16 protein-coding genes, 1 tRNA gene and 1 pseudogene are annotated in these 22,995 nt (G+C 56.8%); 6 read left to right on the forward strand and 12 right to left on the reverse strand.

The genetic code is table 11. The features are described from left to right. Positions 1–17: 17 nt before the first annotated feature. A complete protein-coding gene (gene glpK / locus BJF97_RS28235; RefSeq protein ID WP_004126722.1) occupies positions 18–1,529 on the forward strand; it encodes a glycerol kinase GlpK in 1,512 nt (503 codons plus the stop codon). 582 nt (positions 1,530–2,111) lie between these two features. On the opposite strand, the gene gltS is transcribed toward glpK, so the two are convergent. Then, positions 2,112–3,314, reverse strand: coding sequence for a sodium/glutamate symporter (gene gltS, locus BJF97_RS28240; RefSeq protein ID WP_014227262.1), 1,203 nt, complete (start codon positions 3,312–3,314; stop codon positions 2,112–2,114). Positions 3,315–3,601: 287 nt separating this feature from the next. Between gltS and BJF97_RS28245 the strand changes: the two genes are divergently transcribed. The 4 genes from BJF97_RS28245 to BJF97_RS28260 all read left to right on the forward strand — a co-directional run bounded on the left by BJF97_RS28245 (position 3,602) and on the right by BJF97_RS28260 (position 10,197). Then, positions 3,602–4,993 (forward strand): nucleobase:cation symporter-2 family protein, encoded by a 1,392-nt coding sequence (locus BJF97_RS28245; protein WP_004855527.1) that lies wholly within the window; start codon positions 3,602–3,604, stop codon positions 4,991–4,993. A gap of 145 nt (positions 4,994–5,138) precedes the next feature. Beyond that, positions 5,139–6,854, forward strand: coding sequence for an AsmA family protein (locus BJF97_RS28250; protein WP_014227263.1), 1,716 nt, complete (start codon positions 5,139–5,141; stop codon positions 6,852–6,854). Positions 6,855–7,244: 390 nt separating this feature from the next. Then, the gene (locus tag BJF97_RS28255) at positions 7,245–8,804 is read left to right on the forward strand and encodes a PTS transporter subunit EIIC (RefSeq protein WP_032695114.1); all 1,560 of its coding nucleotides are present in this window, start codon (positions 7,245–7,247) and stop codon (positions 8,802–8,804) included. A gap of 13 nt (positions 8,805–8,817) precedes the next feature. Beyond that, on the forward strand, positions 8,818–10,197 hold the full coding sequence (locus BJF97_RS28260) for a family 4 glycosyl hydrolase (protein WP_032695115.1): 1,380 nt from the start codon (positions 8,818–8,820) through the stop codon (positions 10,195–10,197). Between the two features lie 272 nt (positions 10,198–10,469). Here the strand turns inward: BJF97_RS28260 and BJF97_RS28265 are convergent, their stop codons facing one another. From BJF97_RS28265 to BJF97_RS28315, 11 genes and pseudogenes are all read right to left on the reverse strand, one after another. After that, positions 10,470–11,201 carry a MurR/RpiR family transcriptional regulator gene (locus BJF97_RS28265; RefSeq protein WP_032695116.1) on the reverse strand — a complete coding sequence of 244 codons (732 nt, stop codon included), beginning with the start codon at positions 11,199–11,201 and terminating at the stop codon, positions 10,470–10,472. Between the two features lie 159 nt (positions 11,202–11,360). After that, on the reverse strand, positions 11,361–12,035 hold the full coding sequence (locus tag BJF97_RS28270) for a D-lyxose/D-mannose family sugar isomerase (RefSeq protein WP_032695117.1): 675 nt from the start codon (positions 12,033–12,035) through the stop codon (positions 11,361–11,363). Then, positions 12,016–12,948 carry an ROK family protein gene (locus tag BJF97_RS28275; RefSeq protein WP_032695118.1) on the reverse strand — a complete coding sequence of 311 codons (933 nt, stop codon included), beginning with the start codon at positions 12,946–12,948 and terminating at the stop codon, positions 12,016–12,018. Before BJF97_RS28275 ends, BJF97_RS28270 begins: the two co-directional genes overlap by 20 nt. A gap of 50 nt (positions 12,949–12,998) precedes the next feature. Continuing rightward, positions 12,999–13,859 (reverse strand): ketose-bisphosphate aldolase, encoded by an 861-nt coding sequence (locus BJF97_RS28280; protein WP_004855534.1) that lies wholly within the window; start codon positions 13,857–13,859, stop codon positions 12,999–13,001. Between the two features lie 80 nt (positions 13,860–13,939). Further along, a complete protein-coding gene (locus BJF97_RS28285) occupies positions 13,940–14,791 on the reverse strand; it encodes a class II fructose-bisphosphate aldolase (RefSeq protein ID WP_032695119.1) in 852 nt (283 codons plus the stop codon). An 11-nt stretch (positions 14,792–14,802) separates the two neighbouring features. Beyond that, on the reverse strand, positions 14,803–15,894 hold the full coding sequence (locus tag BJF97_RS28290; protein WP_014227271.1) for a PTS fructose transporter subunit IIC: 1,092 nt from the start codon (positions 15,892–15,894) through the stop codon (positions 14,803–14,805). A gap of 23 nt (positions 15,895–15,917) precedes the next feature. After that, positions 15,918–16,232 carry a PTS fructose transporter subunit IIB gene (locus BJF97_RS28295; RefSeq protein WP_004126741.1) on the reverse strand — a complete coding sequence of 105 codons (315 nt, stop codon included), beginning with the start codon at positions 16,230–16,232 and terminating at the stop codon, positions 15,918–15,920. A gap of 21 nt (positions 16,233–16,253) precedes the next feature. Beyond that, on the reverse strand, positions 16,254–16,724 hold the full coding sequence (locus BJF97_RS28300) for a PTS sugar transporter subunit IIA (protein ID WP_004126743.1): 471 nt from the start codon (positions 16,722–16,724) through the stop codon (positions 16,254–16,256). Positions 16,725–16,734: 10 nt separating this feature from the next. Next, positions 16,735–18,307, reverse strand: a pseudogene (locus BJF97_RS28305) (BglG family transcription antiterminator). Between the two features lie 571 nt (positions 18,308–18,878). Continuing rightward, positions 18,879–21,197 carry an alpha-xylosidase gene (gene yicI, locus BJF97_RS28310; RefSeq protein WP_032695120.1) on the reverse strand — a complete coding sequence of 773 codons (2,319 nt, stop codon included), beginning with the start codon at positions 21,195–21,197 and terminating at the stop codon, positions 18,879–18,881. A 13-nt stretch (positions 21,198–21,210) separates the two neighbouring features. Beyond that, positions 21,211–22,605 (reverse strand): glycoside-pentoside-hexuronide family transporter, encoded by a 1,395-nt coding sequence (locus tag BJF97_RS28315; RefSeq protein ID WP_014227274.1) that lies wholly within the window; start codon positions 22,603–22,605, stop codon positions 21,211–21,213. 291 nt (positions 22,606–22,896) lie between these two features. Between BJF97_RS28315 and BJF97_RS28320 the strand changes: the two genes are divergently transcribed. Beyond that, positions 22,897–22,991 (forward strand) — tRNA-Sec (locus BJF97_RS28320). Positions 22,992–22,995 lie beyond the last annotated feature (4 nt).

Consider the following 22,995-nt stretch of genomic DNA (forward strand, 5'->3'; position numbering starts at 1 on the left):
ACTACGGGACTCATATTATGACCGACAAAAAATATATCGTAGCGCTCGACCAGGGCACCACCAGCTCCCGCGCCGTGGTAATGGATCACGATGCCAATATCGTCAGCGTTTCTCAGCGAGAATTCGAACAAATTTATCCGCGTCCAGGCTGGGTTGAACACGACCCGATGGAGATCTGGGCATCGCAAAGCTCTACGCTGGTTGAAGTGCTGGCAAAAGCCGATATCAGCTCCGATGAAATCGCGGCGATCGGCATCACCAACCAGCGTGAAACCGCCATCGTGTGGGAGCGCGAAACCGGAAAGCCGATTTATAACGCCATCGTCTGGCAGTGCCGCCGTACCGCCGAGATCTGCGAACAGCTCAAGCGCGACGGCATGGAAGAGTACATCCGCAAGGCCACCGGCCTGGTGGTTGACCCCTACTTCTCCGGCACCAAAGTGAAGTGGATCCTCGACCACGTCGAAGGCGCGCGCGAACGCGCTAAACGCGGCGAGCTGCTGTTCGGTACCGTAGACACCTGGCTTATCTGGAAAATGACCCAGGGACGCGTTCACGTAACCGACTACACTAACGCCTCGCGTACCATGCTGTTTAATATCCACGAACTGGACTGGGATGACAAAATGCTCGACGCGCTGGATATCCCGCGCGCCATGCTGCCGGAAGTGCGCAAATCTTCCGAAGTGTACGGCCAGACCAACATCGGCGGTAAGGGTGGGACGCGTATTCCGATCGCCGGCATCGCGGGCGACCAGCAGGCGGCGCTGTTCGGCCAGCTGTGCGTGAAAGAGGGGATGGCGAAAAACACCTACGGTACCGGCTGCTTTATGCTGATGAATACCGGCGAGAAAGCGGTGACGTCAACGCACGGCCTGCTGACGACTATCGCCTGCGGCCCGCGCGGTGAGGTGAACTATGCGCTGGAAGGCGCGGTGTTTATGGCGGGCGCCTCTATTCAGTGGCTGCGCGATGAGATGAAGCTGATTAGCGACGCGTTCGATTCCGAATATTTCGCCACCAAAGTGAAGGATACCAACGGCGTGTACGTGGTTCCGGCTTTTACCGGACTCGGCGCCCCGTACTGGGACCCGTATGCCCGCGGCGCGATCTTCGGCCTGACCCGCGGCGTGAACTCCAACCATATTATTCGCGCCACCCTGGAGTCGATTGCCTATCAGACCCGCGACGTGCTGGAAGCGATGCAGGCTGACTCCGGGATCCGTCTCCACGCCCTGCGCGTTGACGGCGGCGCGGTCGCCAACAACTTCCTGATGCAGTTCCAGTCCGATATTCTCGGCACCCGCGTGGAACGCCCGGAAGTCCGCGAAGTCACCGCGCTGGGCGCAGCCTATCTGGCCGGTCTGGCGGTCGGTTTCTGGCAAAACCTGGATGAACTGCAAGAGAAAGCGGTCATCGAACGCGAGTTCCGTCCGGGGATTGAAACCACCGAGCGTAACTATCGCTACAGCGGCTGGAAGAAGGCGGTAAAACGCGCACTGGCGTGGGAAGAGCACGACGAAGCGTAAGATGGGAGGTATTCCCGGCTGGCGGCGTAAACGCCTTAGCCGGGCTACAGCCCACAGACCGCACAACCCCGTAGCCCGGCTAAGCGCAGCGCGAGCCGGGGAGAAGCCGCGTCGAGTCATGAATCCCTGAGTATCCCCGGCTGGCGGCGTAAACGCCTTAGCCGGGCTACCGCCCGCAGACCGCACAACCCCGTAGCCCGGCTAAGCGCGGCGCGAGCCGGGGAGAAGCCGCGTCGACGCATAAATCCCGGGGTATCCCCGGGTTGCGGCGTAAACGCCTTACCCGGGCTACAGCCCGCAGACCGCACACCCCGTAGCCCGGCTAAGCGCAGCGCGAGCCGGGGAGAAGCCGCGCCGATGTATGAATCCCGGAGTATCCCCGGGTTGCGGCGTAAACGCCTTACCCGGGCTACAGCCCACAGACCGCACAACCCCGTAGCCCGGCTAAGCGCAGCGCGAGCCGGGGGGAAACCGCGTCGATGTATAAATCCCGGAGTATCCCCGGGTTGCGGCGTAAACGCCTTACCCGGGCTATCGCCCGCAGACCGCACAACCCCGTAGCGCACCGCCTCCGGGTTTTTATCAGCCAAATACCGGCAGCAGCAGATAGAGCTTAATCACCAGCGCGTTAACGATATCGATAAAGAACGCGCCCACCATCGGCACCACCAGAAACGCCATGTGCGACGGACCGAAACGGTCGGTAATCGCCTGCATGTTGGCAATCGCCGTCGGCGTCGCGCCGAGGCCGAAACCACAGTGGCCGGCTGCCAGCACCGCGGCATCGTAGTTTTTTCCCATCATCCGGTAGGTTACAAACACCGCATACAGCGCCATAGCCACTGCCTGAACCGCCAGAATAATAATCATCGGCAGCGCCAGCGACGCCAGCTCCCACAGCTTCAGGCTCATCAGGGCCATCGCCAGGAACAGCGACAGGCTGACGTTACCCAGCACCGACACCGCGCGGTCGAACACGCGGTACAGGCCCAGCGCCGACAGGCTATTGCTCAGGATCACGCCGATAAACAGCACGCAAACGAAGGTGGGCAGTTCAAATACGGTTCCCGCCAGCAGTTGCGCAACGATCTTCCCTACCGTTAAACAGATGGCGATCAGCGCGATGCTCTCAATCAGCACCAGCGACGTGATCATGCGCCCCATATCCGGCTTTTCAAACGCGGTCGGCGCGAGCTGATCGTCCGGCGTACCGTCCGGGGAGGAAGAGTGCTTAACCAGATAGCGCGCCACCGGTCCGCCGATCAGGCCGCCCAGGACGAGGCCGAAGGTTGCGCAAGCCATGGCCACTTCGGTGGCGTTGGCAAAGCCATAGCGTTCAACAAACAATTTACTCCACGCCGCGCCGGTACCGTGGCCGCCGGAAAGGGTAATCGAACCGGCCAGCAGCCCCATCAGCGGGTCGAGGCCAAGCAGCTTCGCCATGCCGATTCCGAGCGCGTTTTGCAGCAGCAGCAGCCCCACCACCACAATCAGGAACGTCCCCAGCACTTTGCCGCCGGAGCGCAGGCTGGCGAGGTTGGCGTTCAGGCCGATAGTGGCAAAGAAAGCCAGCATCAGCGGATCTTTGAGGCTCATATCGAAATCGATTTCGATATCCATGCTTTTCTTTAATACCAGCAGCGCCAGCGCGACCAGCAGGCCGCCCGCAACGGGTTCAGGAATGGTGTATTTCTTCAGGAAAGGGACGGTTTGAACGAGTTTTCTACCCAGTAGCAACACGAGTGTTGCGGCAACGAGCGTCGATAAGGTATCGAGATGAAACATAAAAAAGAGCTCCTTATAGGCGCATGATCCATTCACACGCGACGGTATTCCCGGTGTCGATTGCTTCTCATCATGAGTAATCGGGAAGGGATTTTAAGCAGAAGTACGGAAAAAAGGACAGGAAAAGATATTTTGTAGGGATAATGATGCGATCAAGCATACAAAATGTTAATAAATTTTTGACACTTATTCCCTGCTTAAATATTTGCCGCTAAAGAGTGGCAAACGTTTGCTTTTGGTCTACAGTCCGATAAAATCCCCGCTTTGCCACCTTTGGGATTGTTGTGATGTCCGTTAACACCGCAGAATCAGAAAATGCGCAACCGGTTGCGCATAAGCAAACCAGCGAATTAATCTACCGCCTTGAAGACCGCCCGCCGCTACCGCAAACCCTGTTCGCCGCCTTCCAGCACCTGCTGGCGATGTTTGTCGCGGTCATCACTCCGGCGCTGTTAATTTGTCAGGCTCTGGGCCTTCCGGCTCAGGATACGCAACACATCATCAGCATGTCCCTGTTCGCCTCCGGCGTGGCCTCCATCATTCAAATTAAAGCCTGGGGCCCGGTGGGGTCTGGTCTGCTCTCGATTCAGGGCACCAGTTTTAACTTCGTCGCGCCGCTGATTATGGGCGGGACCGCCTTGAAAACCGGCGGCGCCGATGTTCCGACCATGATGGCCGCGCTGTTCGGCACCCTGATGCTGGCCAGCTGCACAGAGATGGTTCTCTCCCGCGTTCTGCATCTCGCCCGCCGCATTATTACCCCGCTGGTTTCCGGCGTGGTGGTGATGATTATCGGCCTGTCGCTGATTCAGGTTGGCCTGACCTCCATCGGCGGCGGCTATGCCGCCATGGCCGACCACACCTTCGGCGCGCCAAAAAACCTGCTGCTGGCAGGGATCGTGCTGGCGCTGATTATTATCCTTAACCGCCAGCGCAACCCGTACCTGCGCATCGCTTCGCTGGTTATCGCGATGGCGGCCGGCTACCTGGCGGCATGGCTACTCGATATGCTGCCGGCCAATACCGCGCCGACGGAAAGCAGCCTGATTATGGTACCCACGCCGCTGTACTACGGGCTGGGCATCGACTGGAATCTGCTGCTGCCGCTGATGCTGGTGTTTATGATTACCTCGCTGGAAACCATCGGCGATATTACCGCCACCTCTGACGTCTCCGAGCAGCCGGTTTCCGGCCCGCTATATATGAAGCGTCTGAAGGGCGGCGTGCTGGCCAACGGTCTGAACTCGTTTGTTTCGGCGGTATTCAACACCTTTCCGAACTCCTGCTTTGGCCAGAACAACGGCGTGATACAGCTGACCGGCGTCGCCAGCCGCTATGTCGGTTTCGTGGTCGCGCTGATGCTGATCGTGCTCGGCCTGTTCCCGGCGGTAAGCGGCTTCGTGCAGCATATTCCTGAGCCGGTGCTCGGCGGCGCGACGCTGGTGATGTTCGGCACCATTGCCGCCTCCGGCGTGCGTATCGTCTCCCGCGAGCCGCTGAACCGCCGCGCGATCCTGATTATCGCCCTGTCGCTGGCCGTCGGCCTCGGCGTTTCCCAGCAGCCGCTGATCCTGCAGTTCGCCCCTGACTGGCTGAAGAATCTGCTCTCCTCCGGTATCGCTGCTGGCGGCATCACGGCGATTATTCTGAATCTGATTTTCCCGCCAGAGAAAAACTGATCCTCTCTGACGCTCCGGCCACGCGATGCTGGCCGGAGCGTCAGCATCATCAACCTCACATCATCTCATTACACAATTCCTGTCTTGAGGATTGCGCATAATTCGGGCATAACAGCCTTATGTGCCTCGCTCAGGATCGAAGACCATGAAATTTCTCAGAAAGCTGATTCTCTGGCTGCTGATTGCCCTGCTGGTGGTGATTATTGCCGCTTACTTCCTGCTGCAAACCCAGTGGGGCGGGCGCCAGGCCAGCGCCTGGCTAAGCGACGGTACCGGCTGGAAGGTCTCTTTCAACAAGATGGACCATAATTTCTCCTCGCCACTGCACCTGCAGCTGCAAAACGTCACCCTCGGACGCGACGGCAAACCCGCCACGCTGGTGGCGCAAACGGTGGATATCGGGTTTAGCAGCCGCCAGTTTAGCGACCCGCTGCATGCTGACGAAATCGTCCTCAGCGACGGCACGCTGAACTTCTCCCCTTCTTCCGCGGCGCTGCCATTCGCCGCCGACCGTCTCCAGTTGCGCAATATGGCGTTCAACAGCCCGGAGAGCGACTGGGATCTGAGCGCGCAGCGCGTCACCGGCGGCGTCAGCCCGTGGGCGCCGGAAGCGGGCAACGTGCTCGGCAAGAAAACGCAGATTCAGATGAGCGCCGGGTCGATGACGCTCAACGGTATTGAAGCCAGCAACGTGCTGATTCAGGGGAATATTGATAACGGCGAAGTGTCCCTCTCGACCATTGGCGCGGACGTCGCCCGCGGTACGCTCACCGGCACGGCGAAACGCAGCGCCGACGGCGGCTGGCAGGTCGATAATTTGCGGCTCAACGAGATTCGCCTGCAAAGCGATAAATCACTCGCCGACTTTTTCGCGCCGCTGACCACCCTGCCGTCACTACAGATTGGCCGCCTTGATGTGACCGACGCCAGCCTGCAGGGGCCTGACTGGGCGATCGCCGGCCTCGATCTTAACCTGCGCAACCTCACCCTGAGCCGCGGCGACTGGCAAAGCCAGGAGGGTACGCTGTCGATGAACGCCAACGAGTTTATTTACGGCTCGCTGCACTTCCTCGACCCGATCCTTAACGCCGGATTCTCGCCGCAGGGCATCGCGCTGCGCCAGTTCACCTCACGCTGGGAGGGCGGCATGGTGCGCACGTCCGGCAACTGGCTGCGCGCCGGCCATGCGCTGGTGCTGGATGACGCGGCGTTCGCCGGGCTGGAATATACGCTGCCAACCAACTGGAAGCAGCTGTGGATGGCGCCGCTGCCCGACTGGCTGCAAAGCCTGACGCTGAGAAAGTTCAGCGCCAGCCGCAACCTGATTATCGATATTGAACCGGCGTTCCCGTGGCAAATCACCGCGCTCGACGGCTACGGCGGCGAGCTGCAGCTGGTGAAAAACCGCAGCTGGGGCGTGTGGAGCGGTAGCGCGACGCTGAACGCCGCCGCCGCGACCTTTAATCGTATTGATGTCCGCCGCCCGTCGCTGAAGCTGAGCGCCAATGCCTCAACGGTAAACGTTAACGAGCTCAGCGCCTTTACCGAGCGAGGGATCCTGCAAGCCACCGCGGCGGTGTCGCAGCTCCCGCAGCGCCTGGTCAACCTGAGCCTCAACGGTCGCGGCGTGCCGCTGAATATTTTGCAGGCCTGGGGATGGCCCGCGCTGCCGGTTTCCGGCGACGGTAACCTTCAGCTGACGGCGACCGGCAGCGTGCTGGCGGATGCGCCGCTGAAGCCGACCGTCAACGGCCAGCTGAGCGCGATAAATATGGAGAAACAGCAGGTGGCGCAGGTGATGCGCAACGGGGAGGTCACCAGCACCCAGCCCCCTTCAGCGCCGGCGACAACGACTCCCTGACTTCTCCTCTCCCTCTCCCCCCACGGGAGAGGGGCCTGTTCCATTCGCGAAACCTGTTGCCATTAAGCGGCTGTTTGTACCTATTTCCCGCAACCTGTTCCTTTCAAATAGCGGACTTGCTATAACAAAAATACTGGAAGTTAAAAAAATAATTAAAGTCCCTGAACCTATACCCAAAATAATTCGAGTTGCTTAAAGGCGGCAAGGGAGTGAGTCCCCAGGAGCATAGATAACTATGTGACTGGGGTGAGCGACAAATCTGCCGGGAGCAGATTTGAACGTCGCTTGCGACGGCCCGTGAGGGCGAGGCCCTTGGATGGGCCGAGTAATCCGTAGCTAACACATAAGCAACTTGAAGTATGACGGGTATACAAAAATAAAGGAACGACCATGTCTGTAATACGTCAACGTATTCTGGAGAATATGCAAAAATTCTCCAGAGCAATGATCGGTGCAGTATTGTTCTTGCCGGTCATCGGCTTAATTTTGGCACTCAGTTCAGTCTTAACCAACCCAACATTAATTTCGGAGACCAGCTTTTTACACCAGCTCGGCCAGCTGCTCGGCGATACTTTCTGGCCTTTATTCGGCAATCTGGGATTACTTTTTTGCGTCGGCATCAGCTATGGCCTGGCAAAAGATAAAAAAACCGAAGTGGCGCTGGTGTCGGTGATGTGTTTTATCATGTTTCTTGGCGCCAACCACTCGTGGCTGGAGCATACCCACGGACTCGCGGAAAAAATTAACGGCGAATATTACGGTACCGGGCAGACTCAGCTGCTGGGGTTTGTGGTAGTCGATATGGGGGTCTTCCTCGGGATTATTCTCGGCTGCACCATCGCCTGGGTGCATAACAAAGTGTCGACGATTGAACTACCCGGCGCGCTCTCCATGTACGGCGGAGCCAAGCTGACGCTGGTGGCGATGACCCCGGTCGTCATTTTCTACGCCATCGCCTTTACCTGGATCTGGCCGTTTATGACCCACGGCATCGCGGCGCTGACCGGCTTTATGAAAAACGCCGGCGTGGCGGGGGTCTTCGTCTACGGCTTCTTTGAAAAATTCCTCATCCCCACCGGCCTGCACCACTTCGTCTGGTCGCCGTTCCAGCTCACGCAAATCGGCGGTACGCTGAACGTCGACGGCCAGGTCGTCTCCGGCACCCAGGCGATTTTCCTCGCCTATATGCGCCACCCGGATTTAACCCCGGTGATGAACGAGGCGCTGCGTTTCTCGCAGCAGGGGATGACCACCATCTTTGGCCTGGCTGGCGCCTCGCTGGCGTTCTACCACACGGCGAAACCGGAGAAAAAAATGATGGCCAAAGCGATTCTGCTACCGGCCATTATCACCTCTATGCTCACCGGCATCACCGAGCCGATTGAGTTTACCTTCCTGTTCGTTTCGCCGCTGCTGTGGGTGATCCACGCCACGTTAACCGCGGCCTCGCAGGCGATTTGCGACATCTTTACCGTGCGTCCCTGGGGCGCTTCCGGGCTGATTGAGTTCCTGATTTACAACCTGCCGCTGCCGGTCTCCCTGACCCGCTGGCCCGGCTACGTGCTTATCGGGATTGGTCAATTCGCCGTTTACTACGTTATCTTCCGCACGCTGGTCGTTAAGTTGAATCTTAAAACGCCGGGTCGTGAAGACGATGAAAACGTGAAGTTATATAGCAAAGCTGATTACCGAAAAAAAATGGGCGAACCGCAGTCGGTGACCAACGAGATTATTAATGGTCTGGGTGGTAAAGAGAACATTATTTCCGTCGACAACTGTTTTACCCGCCTGCGCGTCGCTATTCATAATATGGGTCTGGTTGACGATACGATATTAAAAAGCACCGGCGCAAACGGCGTAGTACGAAATCGAAATGAAGTTCAGGTTATTTACGGCGTCAAAGTGGGACAGGTTCGTTCCCGGGTTGATAGCTGGCTAGCAGAAAATTAATTGGGAGTGATTTATGAAATTAACCGTATTAGGCGGGGGCGGCGTTCGCTCTGCGTTTCTGGCGAAATCTCTGGCATATAACGCGCATCGCATTGGTTTAACGGAAGTGGTCTTTCTCGACAACTCCGCGGAGAATCTGACAATATTCGGCGAGATCGCCCGCTATGTGTTTAATGCCATTCGCCCGGATATTCATTTCAGCGTAACCAGCGACCCGGTGCCGGCGCTAAAAAATAGCCACTATGTGATAACCACCCTGCGGGTGGGCGGCGATGAGAGCCGGATCCGCGACGAGCGTATCGCCCTGGCGCACAACACGCTGGGCCAGGAGACCACCGGCGCGGGCGGTTTCGCCATGGCGATGCGTTCCATTCCGGCGATTCTTCACTACTGCCGCCTGATTGAAGAGCACGCCGCCGAAGATGCCATTCTGTTTAACTTCACCAACCCGTCAGGGCTGGTCACCGAGGCGATTATCAAATCCGGCTTTAAGCGTCGGGTGTACGGCATCTGCGATGCCCCGTCGGAGCTGATTCGCGAGCTGCCCGAGATCCTCGGCTGCGACGAGCGCGATCTCGGCGTCGAGTGCTACGGGCTGAACCACTTCTCCTGGTTTACCCATTTCACCGTGCGCGGCGAGGATGTCACCGAGCGCCTGATCGCCAGCCCGGACCTGTATCGCAAGACGGCGATGCAGTACTTTTCGCCGGAGCTGGTTCAGCTATGCGATAAGCAGCTGCTTAATGAATATCTTTACTACTACTACTATCGCGAAGTGGCTTTGAAAGCGATTCAGAACGCGCCGGAAACCCGCGGCGAGCAGATTGCGCGCATCAATCACGATATGCGCGAAGCGCTGCTGACCGTTGATGTCAAAGCCAACCCGGAAGCGGCGTTTACCATCTGGATGAAGCACTATCTGCGCCGGGAAAATAGCTATATGCAGAACGAGTCGCAGCAGGAAAAATTCCATACCCGCGAGCCGTTGACCTTAAAGCAGTTTATCGAGGAGCCGGATACCGGCGGCTACGCGGGCGTGGCGCTGGATATTCTGGAGGCGGTGAACAGCACCACCACCAAGCGCATCGTGGTATCGATGCCCAACAACGGCACGCTGGACTTCCTGCGCCCGGACGATGTGATTGAGATCAGCTGCGACCTGAGCAAAGAGGGCCTGAAGCCGGTGACGCCGAAGCATGTGCCGACGGCGCAGAAGAATATGATCGCCAGCGTGAAAGAGTATGAGCGGCTGGCGGTGGCGGCCATTCTGCAGCGCGATAAATCGCTGGCGGTACGGGCGCTGATGGCGCATCCGCTGGTCGGCTCTTATTCGCTGGCAAAAACGCTGGTTGAAGCCTATCTCGACGATAAGCAGTTCGCCGACTGGCAATAAACGCCCGGTGAAATCCCCCGGATGGCGGCTAACGCCTTATCCGGGGAATGTGCCGGGCCTGAGACATCTACTCTGTTGCATCCCGGTGGCGCTGCGCTGACCGGGCTACGGATTCACCGCCGTCTGCGGATCGGTAGAACGGACAGGCGCGTCGCGCCGCCTCCGGGGAAGGTACCGGGCTGAGATATCTGCGCCGTTTCATCCCGGTGGCGCTGCGCTGACCGGGCTACGGGTTCATCGCCGACTGAGGGCCGATAGCCCGGACAGGCGCCTCAGGCGCCGCCTCCGGGGATCCCCGTCTGCATAAACCACATCTTCAGCAGCCGCTCAAAGCCGAGTATGCAGTAGCCAAAAAAGGGGTTACTCCAGTAAATATCATCATCGAATTTCTGCGGATCATGGATGATAAACGCCGTATCCGCCGCCTGCGCCAGCGGGCTTTGATAATCGCCGGTAAAGCAGACCAGGTTAATCTCCTTTCCTTCCAGCGCCTTCACCCAGTTCAGCGCCGAACTGCTGCGTCCGGATTTGGAAATAATCCAGATCGAATCAAATTTGGCGGCGTTCTTCTGCTCGAGGATTTCGTAATCCGGCCACAGCGCGAGGCTGGCATTCACCCCGGTCACCAAAAATTTATTATAAATATACTGGGCGATCAGCTGCGAAAACCCACTGCCGTGAATCAAAATGCGGTGATGTTGCAGGCTTTCCAGCAATGGCGTTATCCGCTCCATCGGCTGAATGCTCATATAATCGATGTCGTTGGTCACATCGAGTTTGGGCATAGTGATATTGAATTTAATAAAATAGACCAGCTCCAGCCAGCCGCTGAATTTCAGCTTCTTCGCGAGGCGTACCAGCGAAGACGGATTGCTATAACAGTGCTCCGCCACGGCGCGGATCCCTTCGCGAACGCATTGCTCAGGATCGTTCTGAATAAAACGCAGCACGGTCATTTCCGTTTTGCTTAGCTTAACGTCACGAAAGATGTTTTCTAAATCCATACCGGGCTCCTCTCAGCGCTAAACTACGCTATCACCCGGCGGCTCTGGCGTCTGTGGCATCAATCACCAGAATGAAATGAACGTTACTTTTTTAGACAAAATGGAATAAAAAAACCCTCCGGTAAGGAGGGTTGTGGATTCGACAACGTCTATCTCTTTTCAGCGCCCGTATTCACTGCACAATAACCATTTTTTCGGTTCATCTTCCTGAATCATCGGGAAGCGGCCGCTATCTTCCAGAAAACGGTTGTCGCGCTTATCATCGTTCACCATCGAAATTTCCCAGCCCATCACCAGCGCGTTTTCAGCCCAAAAACGGTGGTACAGCGTGGGCGGCAGGCAAACGCCCTGCCCGGGGTTAAGAACCAGGGTGTCTCCCGGTTTCAGCGTGCGCTGGCGGCCATCAACCGCGACGCTCACGCTGCGCTGCATATCCAGCCGTTCATCTTCTGTCGCCCATGCCAGCTGCAGACAGAGCCGGCCGCCGCCGCGGTTCAGAATATCTTCCATTTTGTGATAATGAAAATGCCAGGGAGTTTGCTGATCCTGCTGAATCTGCAACATCTTCTCGGCGTAGGGCTTGGGATAGCGCGAATCGCCCGGCGCGCCGTTACGCAGGGTCAACAGCGTCAGTCCGGTTTCCTGAAAACGGCCGCTGCCAAAATCGGTAATATCCCAGCCAAGCTGTAGATCCCAAACTTCTCGCCACTCTTCAAACCGCTTTTTCGCCCAGATATCGGCGGTAAAGCAGGCAAACTCGGGTAAGCAAATGCGAAAGGACTCGGCGATAGCATGCGCTTTATCAATCGCGTAGTTAATCTGTGAACGTTTCATTTTCGACTCCGCTGCGGACGGCCAGCCAGGCTGCGCCGCGCATGCCGCTACTGTCACCATGTCGGGCAGGCACGATGGGGGTGGTGAAATGGTCGGTAAACACCAGCGGGGCGACATCCGCCTCCAGGTCGTTCACCAGCAGCGCCACGTTAGACAGACCGCCGCCGAGAACAATCACGCCGGGATCGATAAGATTCACCACCGTCGCCAGCGTCCGCGCCAGCTGCTGGCGAAAGCGCAGCACCTGCTCGCAGGCGGCATGCTCGCCCTCCAGCGCCCGGGCGATAATAGCCTGACTGCTGAGCGCCTGCCGGGTCATCAAACGATAGCGCGCGCTCAGCCCGGTGCCGGAAATAAAGGACTCGACGCAGTTATATTTTCCGCAGTAGCAGCGCTCGGGCGGCCCATCGTTGACCTCCTGATATCCCGGCAGCGTGATATGCCCGCACTCCGCCGCAATCCCTGACGCGCCGGGGAAAATCTGGCGATTAAGCGCAATACCACCCCCGCATCCGGTCCCCAGCGTCATGCCAAATACCAGCGAATAATCGGCACCTGCGCCATCGCAGGCTTCTGATAACGCGAAACAGTTGCCATCGTTCGCCAGCACAACCGGCTGGCCCAGGCGCTGCTCAAGCTCATCCTGTAAGCGGCAGCCGTTGATGACCTGAATATTGGCATTGCGGATCTTGCCGGTCTGCGGGGAGATACTCCCCGGCAGGGCAATACCGATAGCCAAAGGCTGGGCCAGCTCATCCCCAATCGCGGTGATTAACGCCACCAGCGTCGCGATAAACTGCTGCCGGGTCTGTTTTCGCGTTTCAACGCGAAAGCGCCTCCATTCATGGCCTTGTTCATCCATCACTACGGCGGCGATTTTGCTCCCGCCGATATCCAGCCCCAAATACTTCATACCGGCCTCCTTATTCATAGCGAGGCAGGTTTCCCCGCCCCGCCGGGGGATTAGTACAGGCTGGCCTTGCCGGTAGAGCCAAAGAGCTTCATTTTGTGGCGAATCACCTTCCGCGCGGCGTTAATCGGTTCCGGATAAATGACATTCGGATCCCACCATGTCTCTTTTGTCAGAATTTCGCGCACTTTCTGGAAATAGGCATATTTCATATCGCTGGAAATATTGATTTTGCCGACGCCAAGCGTAACGGATTCCGCAATTTCCGCATCCGGATTAGCCGAGCCGCCGTGCAGCACCAGCGGAATCGACAGACGCCCGGCGATATCGCGCAGAATGTGCATCTGCAGCTCCGGCTGCATCCCCTTCGGATAGATACCGTGCGCGGTGCCAATCGCTACCGCCAGCGTATCCACGCCGGTACGGGCGACGAAATCTTCCGCCTGCGCCGGGTCGGTATAGGTGACTTCTGACACGCCGCCTTCTACAGAGGTTCCGGTCTGGCCGATGGTCCCCAGCTCGCCTTCGACCGACACGCCCACCGCGTGCGCCAGCCGCACCACTTCGCGGGTCAGGGCCACGTTTTCTTCATAAGGCAGCAGCGAACCATCGATCATGACCGAGGTGAAGCCACACTGAATGGCGCGCAGGACATGTTCCACCGAGGCGCCATGATCCAGATGCAGGGTGAAAGGCACGCGGCTGCGCTGGGTGATATCCCGCACGTAGCTAAAAAACGCGTCGCCAACAAAATCGTGCTCGCTGGGGTGAATGGAAATAATCGCCGGCGTATTTGTCGCTTCCGCCTCTTCCACCACGGCGCGAATAAAACAGCTATCCGCCACGTTAAATGCGCCGATAGCAAAACCATGTTCACGGGTGGGTTTAAGTAATTCGTGCATTGAAACTAACATCGTTATTCTCCAGTTTCAGGGTGTAGTAAGCCCTGCCAGGGCATACAGGCGCCGGCATGGAAGGCCTTACTGAGATTTAATCAGGCTTTGTTGATTGAGCCGGATGCGTGTAAATAGGGAACGATGGCGTCAGCGCTGGCCTGCTCCATCACCGATAGCGCATCGGCCAGCTCAATGGTGCTGTCGTGGCACAGGGTGTGCAGCAGCGCCGCTTTCCCCGCTTCAAATACCGCCGCCCCAACGTTGATTTTTGCGACCCCGAATTCCGGGCAACGTTGCAGCTGCTCGAACGGCGTACCGCTCCCGCCGTGCAGCGCCAGCGGCACGGATGACGCGCGCTGTATCTGCGCCAGGCGGTCGAAATCGAGCATCGGTTTTACGCCGGGGGCGTACATACCGTGGGCGGTTCCCACGGAGACCGCCAGCAGGTCAATCCCGGTCTGTTCGATAAAGGGGGGGACGTCCTGCGGCTGGGTCATTAAATCGGCATTGCTGGCCTGGTCGTAGCGCGGCGCATCCGCCAGGTGCCCCAGTTCGCCCTCCACGCACAGCCCAACGCTGGCGGCCAGTTCAGCGACCTCTCGGGTCTGGCGGATGTTCTCCGCCAGCGCGAACGCCGAAGCATCGATCATTAACCCGCTAAATCCGGCGCGGAAAGCCTGACGTATTTTTATCGGATCTTTGCCGTGATCGAGACTTAACGTCACGGGTACGCTCGCCTCCTCCGCCAGAACCCTGACTACCGCCGCCGCCGTCGTCGCCAGAAAGTGCGACAGATGCCCCTGATACAGGTTGAGAATAATCGGCGCGCGATGTTTTTCCGCCACGCGCACCGCCGCGCGTGCGCTTTCCAGGTTCATGCAGTTAATCGCCAGCAGGGCATACCGTTCACGCCAGGCTTTGATCACCATACTTTTCATATCGGCAAACATAGGGCCTCCGTTTATTCGAGGGTAAAGGTGATTTCGTCGTCTTTGACCTTTTGGTCGTTCAGCTCATCAAACTCTTCATCGCGCTCGGTTACCGGCTTTTTCCACAGCGAGAGCATCACACCGCAAATCACGGTGCCAATCGCCAGAGAGAGGCAGAACAGCAGGGGATGCGTAAAGAGCGGCACCACAAACATCCCACCGTGCGGCACCGGACTCTCCACGCCCCATGTCATGATCAGGCCACCGGCCACCGCTGACGCCACCACGCAGGATCCCACGACGCGCAGCAGATCGCGGGCGGCGATGGGGATCACCCCTTCGGTGATCATGCAGATCCCCATCGGGAACGCGGCCTTCAGGGCTTCGCGTTCGGCACGGGTGTATTTATGGCGGGTCAGCAGAAACGAGAGGGTGATGCCGAACGGCGGGATTATCGAACCCACAAACTTCACCGCTTCCGGGCCGTAAACGCCGCTGACCAGCAGACCATCGGCAAACAGCGACATGGTTTTATTCACCGGACCGCCGAAGTCGAAGGTCGCCATGGCGCCAAGGATGGCGCCCAGCAGGAAACGCGAGCCGCCCTGCATCGACTCCAGCATGTGAATCAGCGCGTCCTGCAGCCAGGCAATGGGCTTGCCGATCAGGGTCATCATCAGCAAACCGCTAATGATGGTGCTTAATACCGGCAGCACCATAATCGGCATCAGCCCCTGCATCGATTTCGGCAGCCGAATATAGTGTTTTAGCGCCAGTACCGTGTAGCCCACGAGGAAGCCGCCCAGCATGCCGCCAATAAAACCGGTATGAATTTGCCCGCAGACAAAACCCACGATCAAACCCGGAGCGAATCCAGGACGATCGGCAATGGAGTAAGCGATAGCGGCGCAGATCAAGGGCACAATCAGCCCCATTCCCCAGCCGCCGATTTGGTTTAACATCCACGGAATGGTGCCGGTTTTCTCGCCAACGTTCGTCCCGCCAAGGACTTGTCCCAGCGCGATACAGATCCCGGCGGCGACGATCAGCGGTATCATCCATGAAATACCGGTTAATAAATGCTTCTTAATTTCCTGTGAGACGGGAATTTTATTCTCACTCATGGTAGATCCCTCCAGATTAAGGATCAGGCATTCGCTAAGGATTTTTCGACCTTTTCGATAAACTGAATCGGCGACTTAATCACGACTTCCGTTTTTACTCTGACAATCCGTTTATTTTTAAAACGCTCTTCGCCTTTAATTTTCACATCAATGGCAAGAATAACGACATCCGCAGCGTCAATATCTTCCGCCGCCAGTTCATTTTCAGTACCAATGGTTCCCTGGGTTTCGACTTTGACATTGTGGCCCAGCGCTTTCGCACCTTTAATCAGCTTCTCACGTGCAATATAAGTATGAGCAATACCTGCGGTACAGGCAGCAACACAGACAATATTCATCTCGGACTCCGCTAGTTATTGTTAGTAAATGTCCGACTCGGCATATTGGTTAAACAGATCAATAATCCTCTGCGGACTGGTTTCTTTGAGCAGTTGTTCAATAATGTCATCATCCGCCAGCGCTCCGGCGACCTGGGACAACAGGCGAATATGGGTGGTATTTTGATCTTCCAGACGAACGGCAAATAAAATAATGCAGCGTACCTGGCTGCCGTCCAGCGTTTCCCAGGCGATATCCTGCCGGGTGCGACCAATGGCAAGGGTGGTATTAACAACGGCGGACGACTTTCCATGCGGGATCGCAATATGATTTTCAAACCCCGTTGAGCCTTCCGACTCACGCTGCCAGACATCCTGAATAAAGGTTTCTCGACAGCTTATCGCCCCGTCTTTTTGTAATAAATCGGTTAACTCCTCGATGGCTTCCGCTTTATTCGTAGCGTGCATATCTAACAAAACGCGTTTGGTGTTTAAAATCCTGGTTATGTCCATATTCTTTACCTCATGGATATAAAACTTCATTATCTACAGCAGATATTGCCGCGCGATGTAATTTGTCGGTAACGATTTTTTCCGTAACCCGCCGGATATCGGCATCATTAAAAAATGCGCTAACATAGACTACCGGCAGAGCTATTTCCGGCAGATTGATCGTCGAAATAACCAGTTCAATCTTGTCCTGCGGCTGAAGGGTATGCAGGCTGCTTGCCGAAACCACGCCGACGATGGTCCAGTCAGGAAACGCTCTCAACACTCTACTTTTCAACAGGTGAGATGTGCCGATTCCGGTAGAACAAACCAGCAGAACGCGCTTGCTGGCGACCTGTCTTTCCATCGCCGCCTGGAAATGAACGGTGAGATAGCCAATCTCGTCGTCGGAAACCGCACGCTCGCCCCAGCGGCTAAAAACCTGATTGACCGCCCGCTGGGTGAGCGGCCACACGTCCGTCAGCTCGCCCTTGATATCCTCAAGCAGAGGGTTACGAATATAAATCCGAAAATTAAGGCGGTTAATGAGCGGCTTGATATGAATGAGCAGACCATCGTATAACGCGCGATCGGCGGTTAAATCGAGATCAATCATGGTGGAAAAAGCGCTAATCAGGCGATCGGTAATTTGTCGGGCCTCATCGCTAGAATGCATATAGCGCACCATGCTGACATCATCTCGCTCTTCCACCACAACGCCAGAGGAGATGATGTACTGATAAATAAACCAGACTTCATCTTCCGGCAGCGAATGGTCAATACGGTGTTCAATTTTTCGCAGCATATTCTGGGCAACGCTAAATATCGTCTCATCAAAAAATCTGCTGCCCCTGTTCACGCCGCGGTAAGGCATTCCCACGGGTAATGCGATACATCATAATGAGGATATGGGTAAAAATATTCACATAATACGGTTCGCCTAATGACCAGCACAGCTTGCGCTCCATTTCCTGTAATAATGACTGAACAAATAAAACGTCATCCTCACCAAAATAATGCACCAGCGCTTTATAGCTTCCTGAGTCCAGCCGGGAATGGATAATACAGCCGGGCTCATTATGATTAATCACCCCATTAATTAACGACGCCATCGCCTGGCGGACGCTGTTTTCGCTGCCTTCAATATGCGTCCCGCTCTGGCTACGAATCAGCGTTAAGCCGAGCGGAGCAATCCATGACTCAATAATTTTCAGATCATTAACGATAGATGCACTACTGATAAAATAACGCTCAGAGAGCTTATTAATTGATGTCTCCCGCGGAGTCTCACTTAAGAGCTGCGAAGCAATTTTCACACGCCGGGAGTTATTCATCATGACATCGCTGTCCTCCCCCTCGTTACCGAGTAATTGGTCTAATTGCAGCAGATCCGTGACATTATCAGCGATCAGCATCACGCCGGCGCCTGAGCGTTTGTCGATAGTCATTTTCCACTCAGATAACCACTGTTCTAAAAAGCGTAAATCACGCTGAACCGTTTTTTCTGAAACATTTAAATATTCAGCAATTTTCATCAGCGTAACGTATTCTCTGCGGGGCAGGAGAAATTTCAATAATCTGTTCTGTCGTGAGGTAATCATTTGCATTATTTACCCTTATTGCATACCAGATTAATGTCTGGAGGCCAGCGCGATACCACGCGAGCGCTACATAAATCATTGAGGATAAATATAAGTAGCAGAGGCGTAAACAACAATACTAAATTTTGTCCAGACATCCGGACAGAAATAAAACGAGGAGAGGGATTAAGGAATAATTATAATTCAGATCACATTTCAGGAAGAAATATACGTGATAGCGATCTCAATTCACCATAAGAATATACCCGGGAATGGTTAACCGCCTTTAGCCTGACAGCATTCCCGGAGGCGGCGCTTGACGCGCCTTGTCCGGGCTACGGCGTGCAGACGGCTGGAAACCTGTAGCCCGACTAAGCGCAGCGCGAGCCGGGAAGCAGCTGCGCTGATGCATCAGGTTTGGCACCTTCCCCGGAGGCGGCGCCTGATGCGCCTTGTCCGGGCTACGGCGTGCAGACGGCTGGAAACCTGTAGCCCGACTAAGCGCAGCGCGAGCCGGGAAGCAGCTGCGCTGATGCATCAGGTTTGGCACCTTTCCCGGAGGCGGCGCTTGACGCGCCTTGTCCGGGCTACAAAGCGCTTACAGCGTAATCGTCAACGCATTGCTCTGCGCGGTCACCACCACGCCCAGCTCGCTACCCCCCTGAGCGCCGCCCTGCACGCCCGCCACCTGCTGGATGTTGCGCAGGCACAGCGTCCAGCCGCTGGCCTCACCGTCACCGCTGACGGTGATGACGTTGCCCTGGCGTTTCGCCGTCAGGGTAAAGACCACCGACCCGTCCGCGGCCGGCACCTGGCAGACGGCTTCGCGACCATCGTCGAGGCTAAACAGCTGGAAGGCGGTACCTTCGTTCCACGCGTAGTCCGGCTTCTGGTCATTATTTCCCAGCGCCAGCAGAGTGTTGTCACGCACGTACACCGGCAGGCTCAGCACATCATGATTCTGCTTATGCCAGCGGCTACCCTGCGCTTCATCGTTGTGCCACAGATGAGTCCAGCGGCCTTCCGGCAGCCAGAACTGGACGTCTCCCGCTTCGCTAAACACCGGCGCCACCAGCACGGAATCTCCCAGCATGTACTGCCGATCCAGATAGTCGCAGGCCGGGTCGTGCGGGAACTCCAGCATCATCGAACGCAGCATCGGCGTACCGAACTCATTGGCCAGCGCCGCCTGACGGTACAGATACGGCATCATGCGGCATTTCAGCTGCGTGAAGTGGCGCACCACGTCGCAGGACTCGTCATCGTAGGCCCACGGCACGCGATAGGATTTGCTGCCGTGCAGACGGCTGTGGCTCGACAGCAGGCCGAAGGCGCACCAGCGCTTGTAGACGTGAGCGGGCGCGGTGTTTTCGAAGCCGCCGATATCGTGGCTCCAGAACCCAAAGCCGGACATGCCGATCGACAGGCCGCCGCGCAGGCTTTCCGCCATCGATTCATAGTTGGCGTAGCAGTCGCCGCCCCAGTGCACCGGGAACTGCTGCGCGCCCACCGAGGCGGAGCGCGCGAACAGCACCGCTTCTTTCTCGCCGACGGTCTCTTTCAGTACGTTCCACACCAGCTCGTTATAGATGAAGGCGTAGTGGTTGTGCATTTTCTGCGGATCGGAACCATCAAACCACTGCACGTCGGTCGGGATACGCTCGCCGAAGTCGGTCTTGAAGCAGTCAACGCCCATCGCTACCAGGCCTTTCAGCTTGTCGGCATACCACTGGCAGGCTTGCGGATTAGTGAAGTCATAAATCGCCAGGCCCGGCTGCCATTTATCCCACTGCCACAGCGAACCGTCCGGGCGTTTCAGCAGATAGCCTTTCTCCTGCAGCTCTTTAAACACCGGCGAACGCTGGCCGATATAGGGGTTAATCCACACGCAGACCTTCAGCCCTTTCTCTTTCAGACGCTTAATCATGCCTTCCGGGTCAGGGAAGGTCACCGGATCCCATTCAAAATCGCACCACTGGAAGGCCTTCATCCAGAAGCAGTCAAAGTGGAACACGTGCAGCGGCAGGTTGCGCTCCGCCATGCCGTCGATAAAGCTGTTAACCGTCGCTTCATCGTAGTTGGTAGTGAACGAGGTGGTCAGCCACAGGCCGAAAGACCAGGCCGGCGGCAGCGCCGGACGCCCGGTAAACCGGGTATAGCGGTTCAGCACCTCTTTCGGGGTCGGGCCGTCGATAACGAAGTACTCCAGGTATTCACCTTCGACGCTGAACTGCACCTTAGAGACTTTTTCGGAGCCGATTTCGAAAGAGACGCGCTCAGGATGATTCACCAGCACGCCGTAGCCGCGGTTGGTCAGATAGAACGGGATATTTTTGTACGACTGTTCGGTGCTGGTGCCGCCGTCTTCGTTCCAGGTGTCGACCGTCTGGCCGTTGCGCACCAGCGCGGTAAAGCGCTCGCCGAGGCCGTAAACGGTGTCGCCGACGCCGAGATCCAGGCGCTCAAACATATAGTTACGATTCGTTTTCGTATCCTGCACGTAGCCGTCGTTTTTCAGCTGGCTACCGGTAATCCGCACGCCGTCGCGCAGGAAATCCAGCGACCAGAAGTCGCCTTTCGTGACGCGCGCGGTCAAATTGCCGCTCTTCAGCTCGGCATACTCAGCGCCGTTGTTAATCTCCACCTTGACGTCTTTCAGCACGTTCAGCGGGTAATGCGGGCCGTTGTTCAGCGCGCCCTGGAAGTGCTCCATACGTACGCCAATCACCCCTTCCTGCGGAGAGAAGAAGCGCACGGTAAATAGCGGAACATCGAGCTGGGCGGCACGCTCGCGCACTTCGCGCGACGCGACGTAGACCACCATGTCGTTGCCCTGTTGCTCAATCTCGTACACCTGTACAGGTTGGATCAGATTGAGCCCTGGTTGAATAAGCCAGTTTCCATCACTGATTTTCATGAATAGCTTCCTCTTAGTTTTGCAATTCTTTGCCGTTCGGCGCTGAAATGAATTCCTGTTCGTTGCGGCGCGCGCCCTGAGCCAGCTCCGCCATCATCTTTTTCAGGAACGGGGTTTTCAGGGTGTAGTAGCGTTTCGCGATAACCGCGCTCAGCAGATAACAGACCGCCGGAGCGAGGGTGAACAATGAGATGATGATGGTGATAGTGGCGCTGTTCTGGGTTTTGGCCGCGGCATCGTAACCGCCGCCCGCCAGCATCCAGCCAATCAGCGCGCCGCCCAGCGCCAGGCCCAGCTTGAGCACGAACAGGGTGCCCGCAAAGCTGATGCCGGTCAGGCGTTTGCCGTTACACCATTCGCCGTAGTCGACGGTGTCGGACATCATCACCCACTGAATCGGCGTCACCAGCTGGTGCAGCACGCCAATCACGAAGATAAAGGCGAACATGGTGATTTCGGCGTCCATCGGCACGAAGAACATCGCCACGCTCAGCGCCGCCAGCAGGGCGTTAGTCCACCAGAAGACGCTGACTTTGCATTTCCAGTCGGTGAGCGGCTTCGCCAGCGCCGAGCCAATCAGGTTGCCGACGCAGTAGGTGGTGAGGAAGGCGGTGAACAGACCAGCGGACCCCATAATCCAGGTGGTGTAGTACATCATCGCGCCGCCGCGAACGCAGACCGCGAGGATGTTGAGGATGGTCAGCAGACCAACGACACGCCACTGATCGTTGCGCCAGATATCGCGCAGGTCTTCCCGCATTGAGGTAGAGCTCGGCGGCGCTTCGACGCGCTCTTTGGTGGTGAAGAAACAAAACGCCAGCATCAGGAAAGCGATCGCCGACAGCACCGCGATGCCGCCCTGAAAGCCAAAGGCTTTGTCTTCGCCGCCGATAAAGTTCACCAGCGGCATCATCAGCACGGTGGAGAGCATGCCGCCCGCCGTCGCCAGCACAAAGCGCCAGGACTGCAGGGAGATGCGCTGCGTTGGGTTGTCGGTGATGACCCCGCCCAGCGCGCAGTACGGGATGTTAACCACGGTGTAGAGCAGGGTCAGCAGCGTGTAGGTGACCGCAGCGTATATCAGCTTGCCGTTATGACTCAGGTCCGGCGAGCTGTAGGCCAGCACGCAGACGAGGCCGAACGGAATCGCACCGAACAGGATCCACGGGCGGAATTTTCCCCAGCGGCTGCGGGTACGGTCGGCCAGCAGCCCCATGCAGGGGTCGGATATCGCATCCAGCGCGCGGGCCAGCAGGAACATGGTGCCGACATAGCCGGCAGGAATACCAAAGATATCGGTATAAAAAAACATCATATACAACATGACGTTATCAAAAATGATGTGGCTTGCGGCATCGCCCATGCCGTAGCCAATCTTCTCTTTGACGGACAAAATATGATCTTTCATCGCACACTCTTCTCTCAGCGCTGCCGCGGGTTGGTACCGGTTACATGCTTTGTAAACCATCCGCGCAGTAAGATGAATTGCGATATCTCATATTCAAATTACGTTTCTTGTTTTATGTGATCCCGGTAGCCTGAAAGAGTGTGTAAAAGTGTAAGCCACGGATTTTGCAAGGAATTGTTTAAGAAGGTTCTGTAAAGTCCAGTTTTAACAGTAAAAAAGTGCGTTGGGGGATGTGGTTAATGCAGGAAAGTAGCTATAATGCGCCCCGCCTCCATGTAGCAATCGAGGCGCGGAAGATCGTCATCTCCGGTGAGGTGGCTGGACTTCAAATCCAGTTGGGGCCGCCAGCGGTCCCGGGCAGGTTCAACTCCTGTGATCTTCCGCCAAAAT

The sequence above is a fragment of the Klebsiella sp. LTGPAF-6F genome (genome assembly GCF_001753185.1).
Lineage (GTDB): Bacteria > Pseudomonadota > Gammaproteobacteria > Enterobacterales > Enterobacteriaceae > Klebsiella > Klebsiella michiganensis.

Excerpts from the sequence above, each read along its gene's own strand:
- BJF97_RS28300 (WP_004126743.1), bottom strand. The coding sequence starts at position 16,724 with ATGGACATAACCAGGATTTTAAACACCAAACGCGTTTTGTTAGATATG.
- BJF97_RS28285 (WP_032695119.1), bottom strand. The coding sequence starts at position 14,791 with ATGTTTGCCGATATGAAAAGTATGGTGATCAAAGCCTGGCGTGAACGG.
- BJF97_RS28255 (WP_032695114.1), top strand. The coding sequence starts at position 7,245 with ATGTCTGTAATACGTCAACGTATTCTGGAGAATATGCAAAAATTCTCC.
- glpK (WP_004126722.1), top strand. The coding sequence starts at position 18 with ATGACCGACAAAAAATATATCGTAGCGCTCGACCAGGGCACCACCAGC.
- BJF97_RS28265 (WP_032695116.1), bottom strand. The coding sequence starts at position 11,201 with ATGGATTTAGAAAACATCTTTCGTGACGTTAAGCTAAGCAAAACGGAA.
- BJF97_RS28245 (WP_004855527.1), top strand. The coding sequence starts at position 3,602 with ATGTCCGTTAACACCGCAGAATCAGAAAATGCGCAACCGGTTGCGCAT.
- BJF97_RS28280 (WP_004855534.1), bottom strand. The coding sequence starts at position 13,859 with ATGTTAGTTTCAATGCACGAATTACTTAAACCCACCCGTGAACATGGT.
- BJF97_RS28260 (WP_032695115.1), top strand. The coding sequence starts at position 8,818 with ATGAAATTAACCGTATTAGGCGGGGGCGGCGTTCGCTCTGCGTTTCTG.
- BJF97_RS28315 (WP_014227274.1), bottom strand. The coding sequence starts at position 22,605 with ATGAAAGATCATATTTTGTCCGTCAAAGAGAAGATTGGCTACGGCATG.
- BJF97_RS28270 (WP_032695117.1), bottom strand. The coding sequence starts at position 12,035 with ATGAAACGTTCACAGATTAACTACGCGATTGATAAAGCGCATGCTATC.
- BJF97_RS28275 (WP_032695118.1), bottom strand. The coding sequence starts at position 12,948 with ATGAAGTATTTGGGGCTGGATATCGGCGGGAGCAAAATCGCCGCCGTA.
- BJF97_RS28290 (WP_014227271.1), bottom strand. The coding sequence starts at position 15,894 with ATGAGTGAGAATAAAATTCCCGTCTCACAGGAAATTAAGAAGCATTTA.
- BJF97_RS28295 (WP_004126741.1), bottom strand. The coding sequence starts at position 16,232 with ATGAATATTGTCTGTGTTGCTGCCTGTACCGCAGGTATTGCTCATACT.
- BJF97_RS28250 (WP_014227263.1), top strand. The coding sequence starts at position 5,139 with ATGAAATTTCTCAGAAAGCTGATTCTCTGGCTGCTGATTGCCCTGCTG.
- gltS (WP_014227262.1), bottom strand. The coding sequence starts at position 3,314 with ATGTTTCATCTCGATACCTTATCGACGCTCGTTGCCGCAACACTCGTG.
- yicI (WP_032695120.1), bottom strand. The coding sequence starts at position 21,197 with ATGAAAATCAGTGATGGAAACTGGCTTATTCAACCAGGGCTCAATCTG.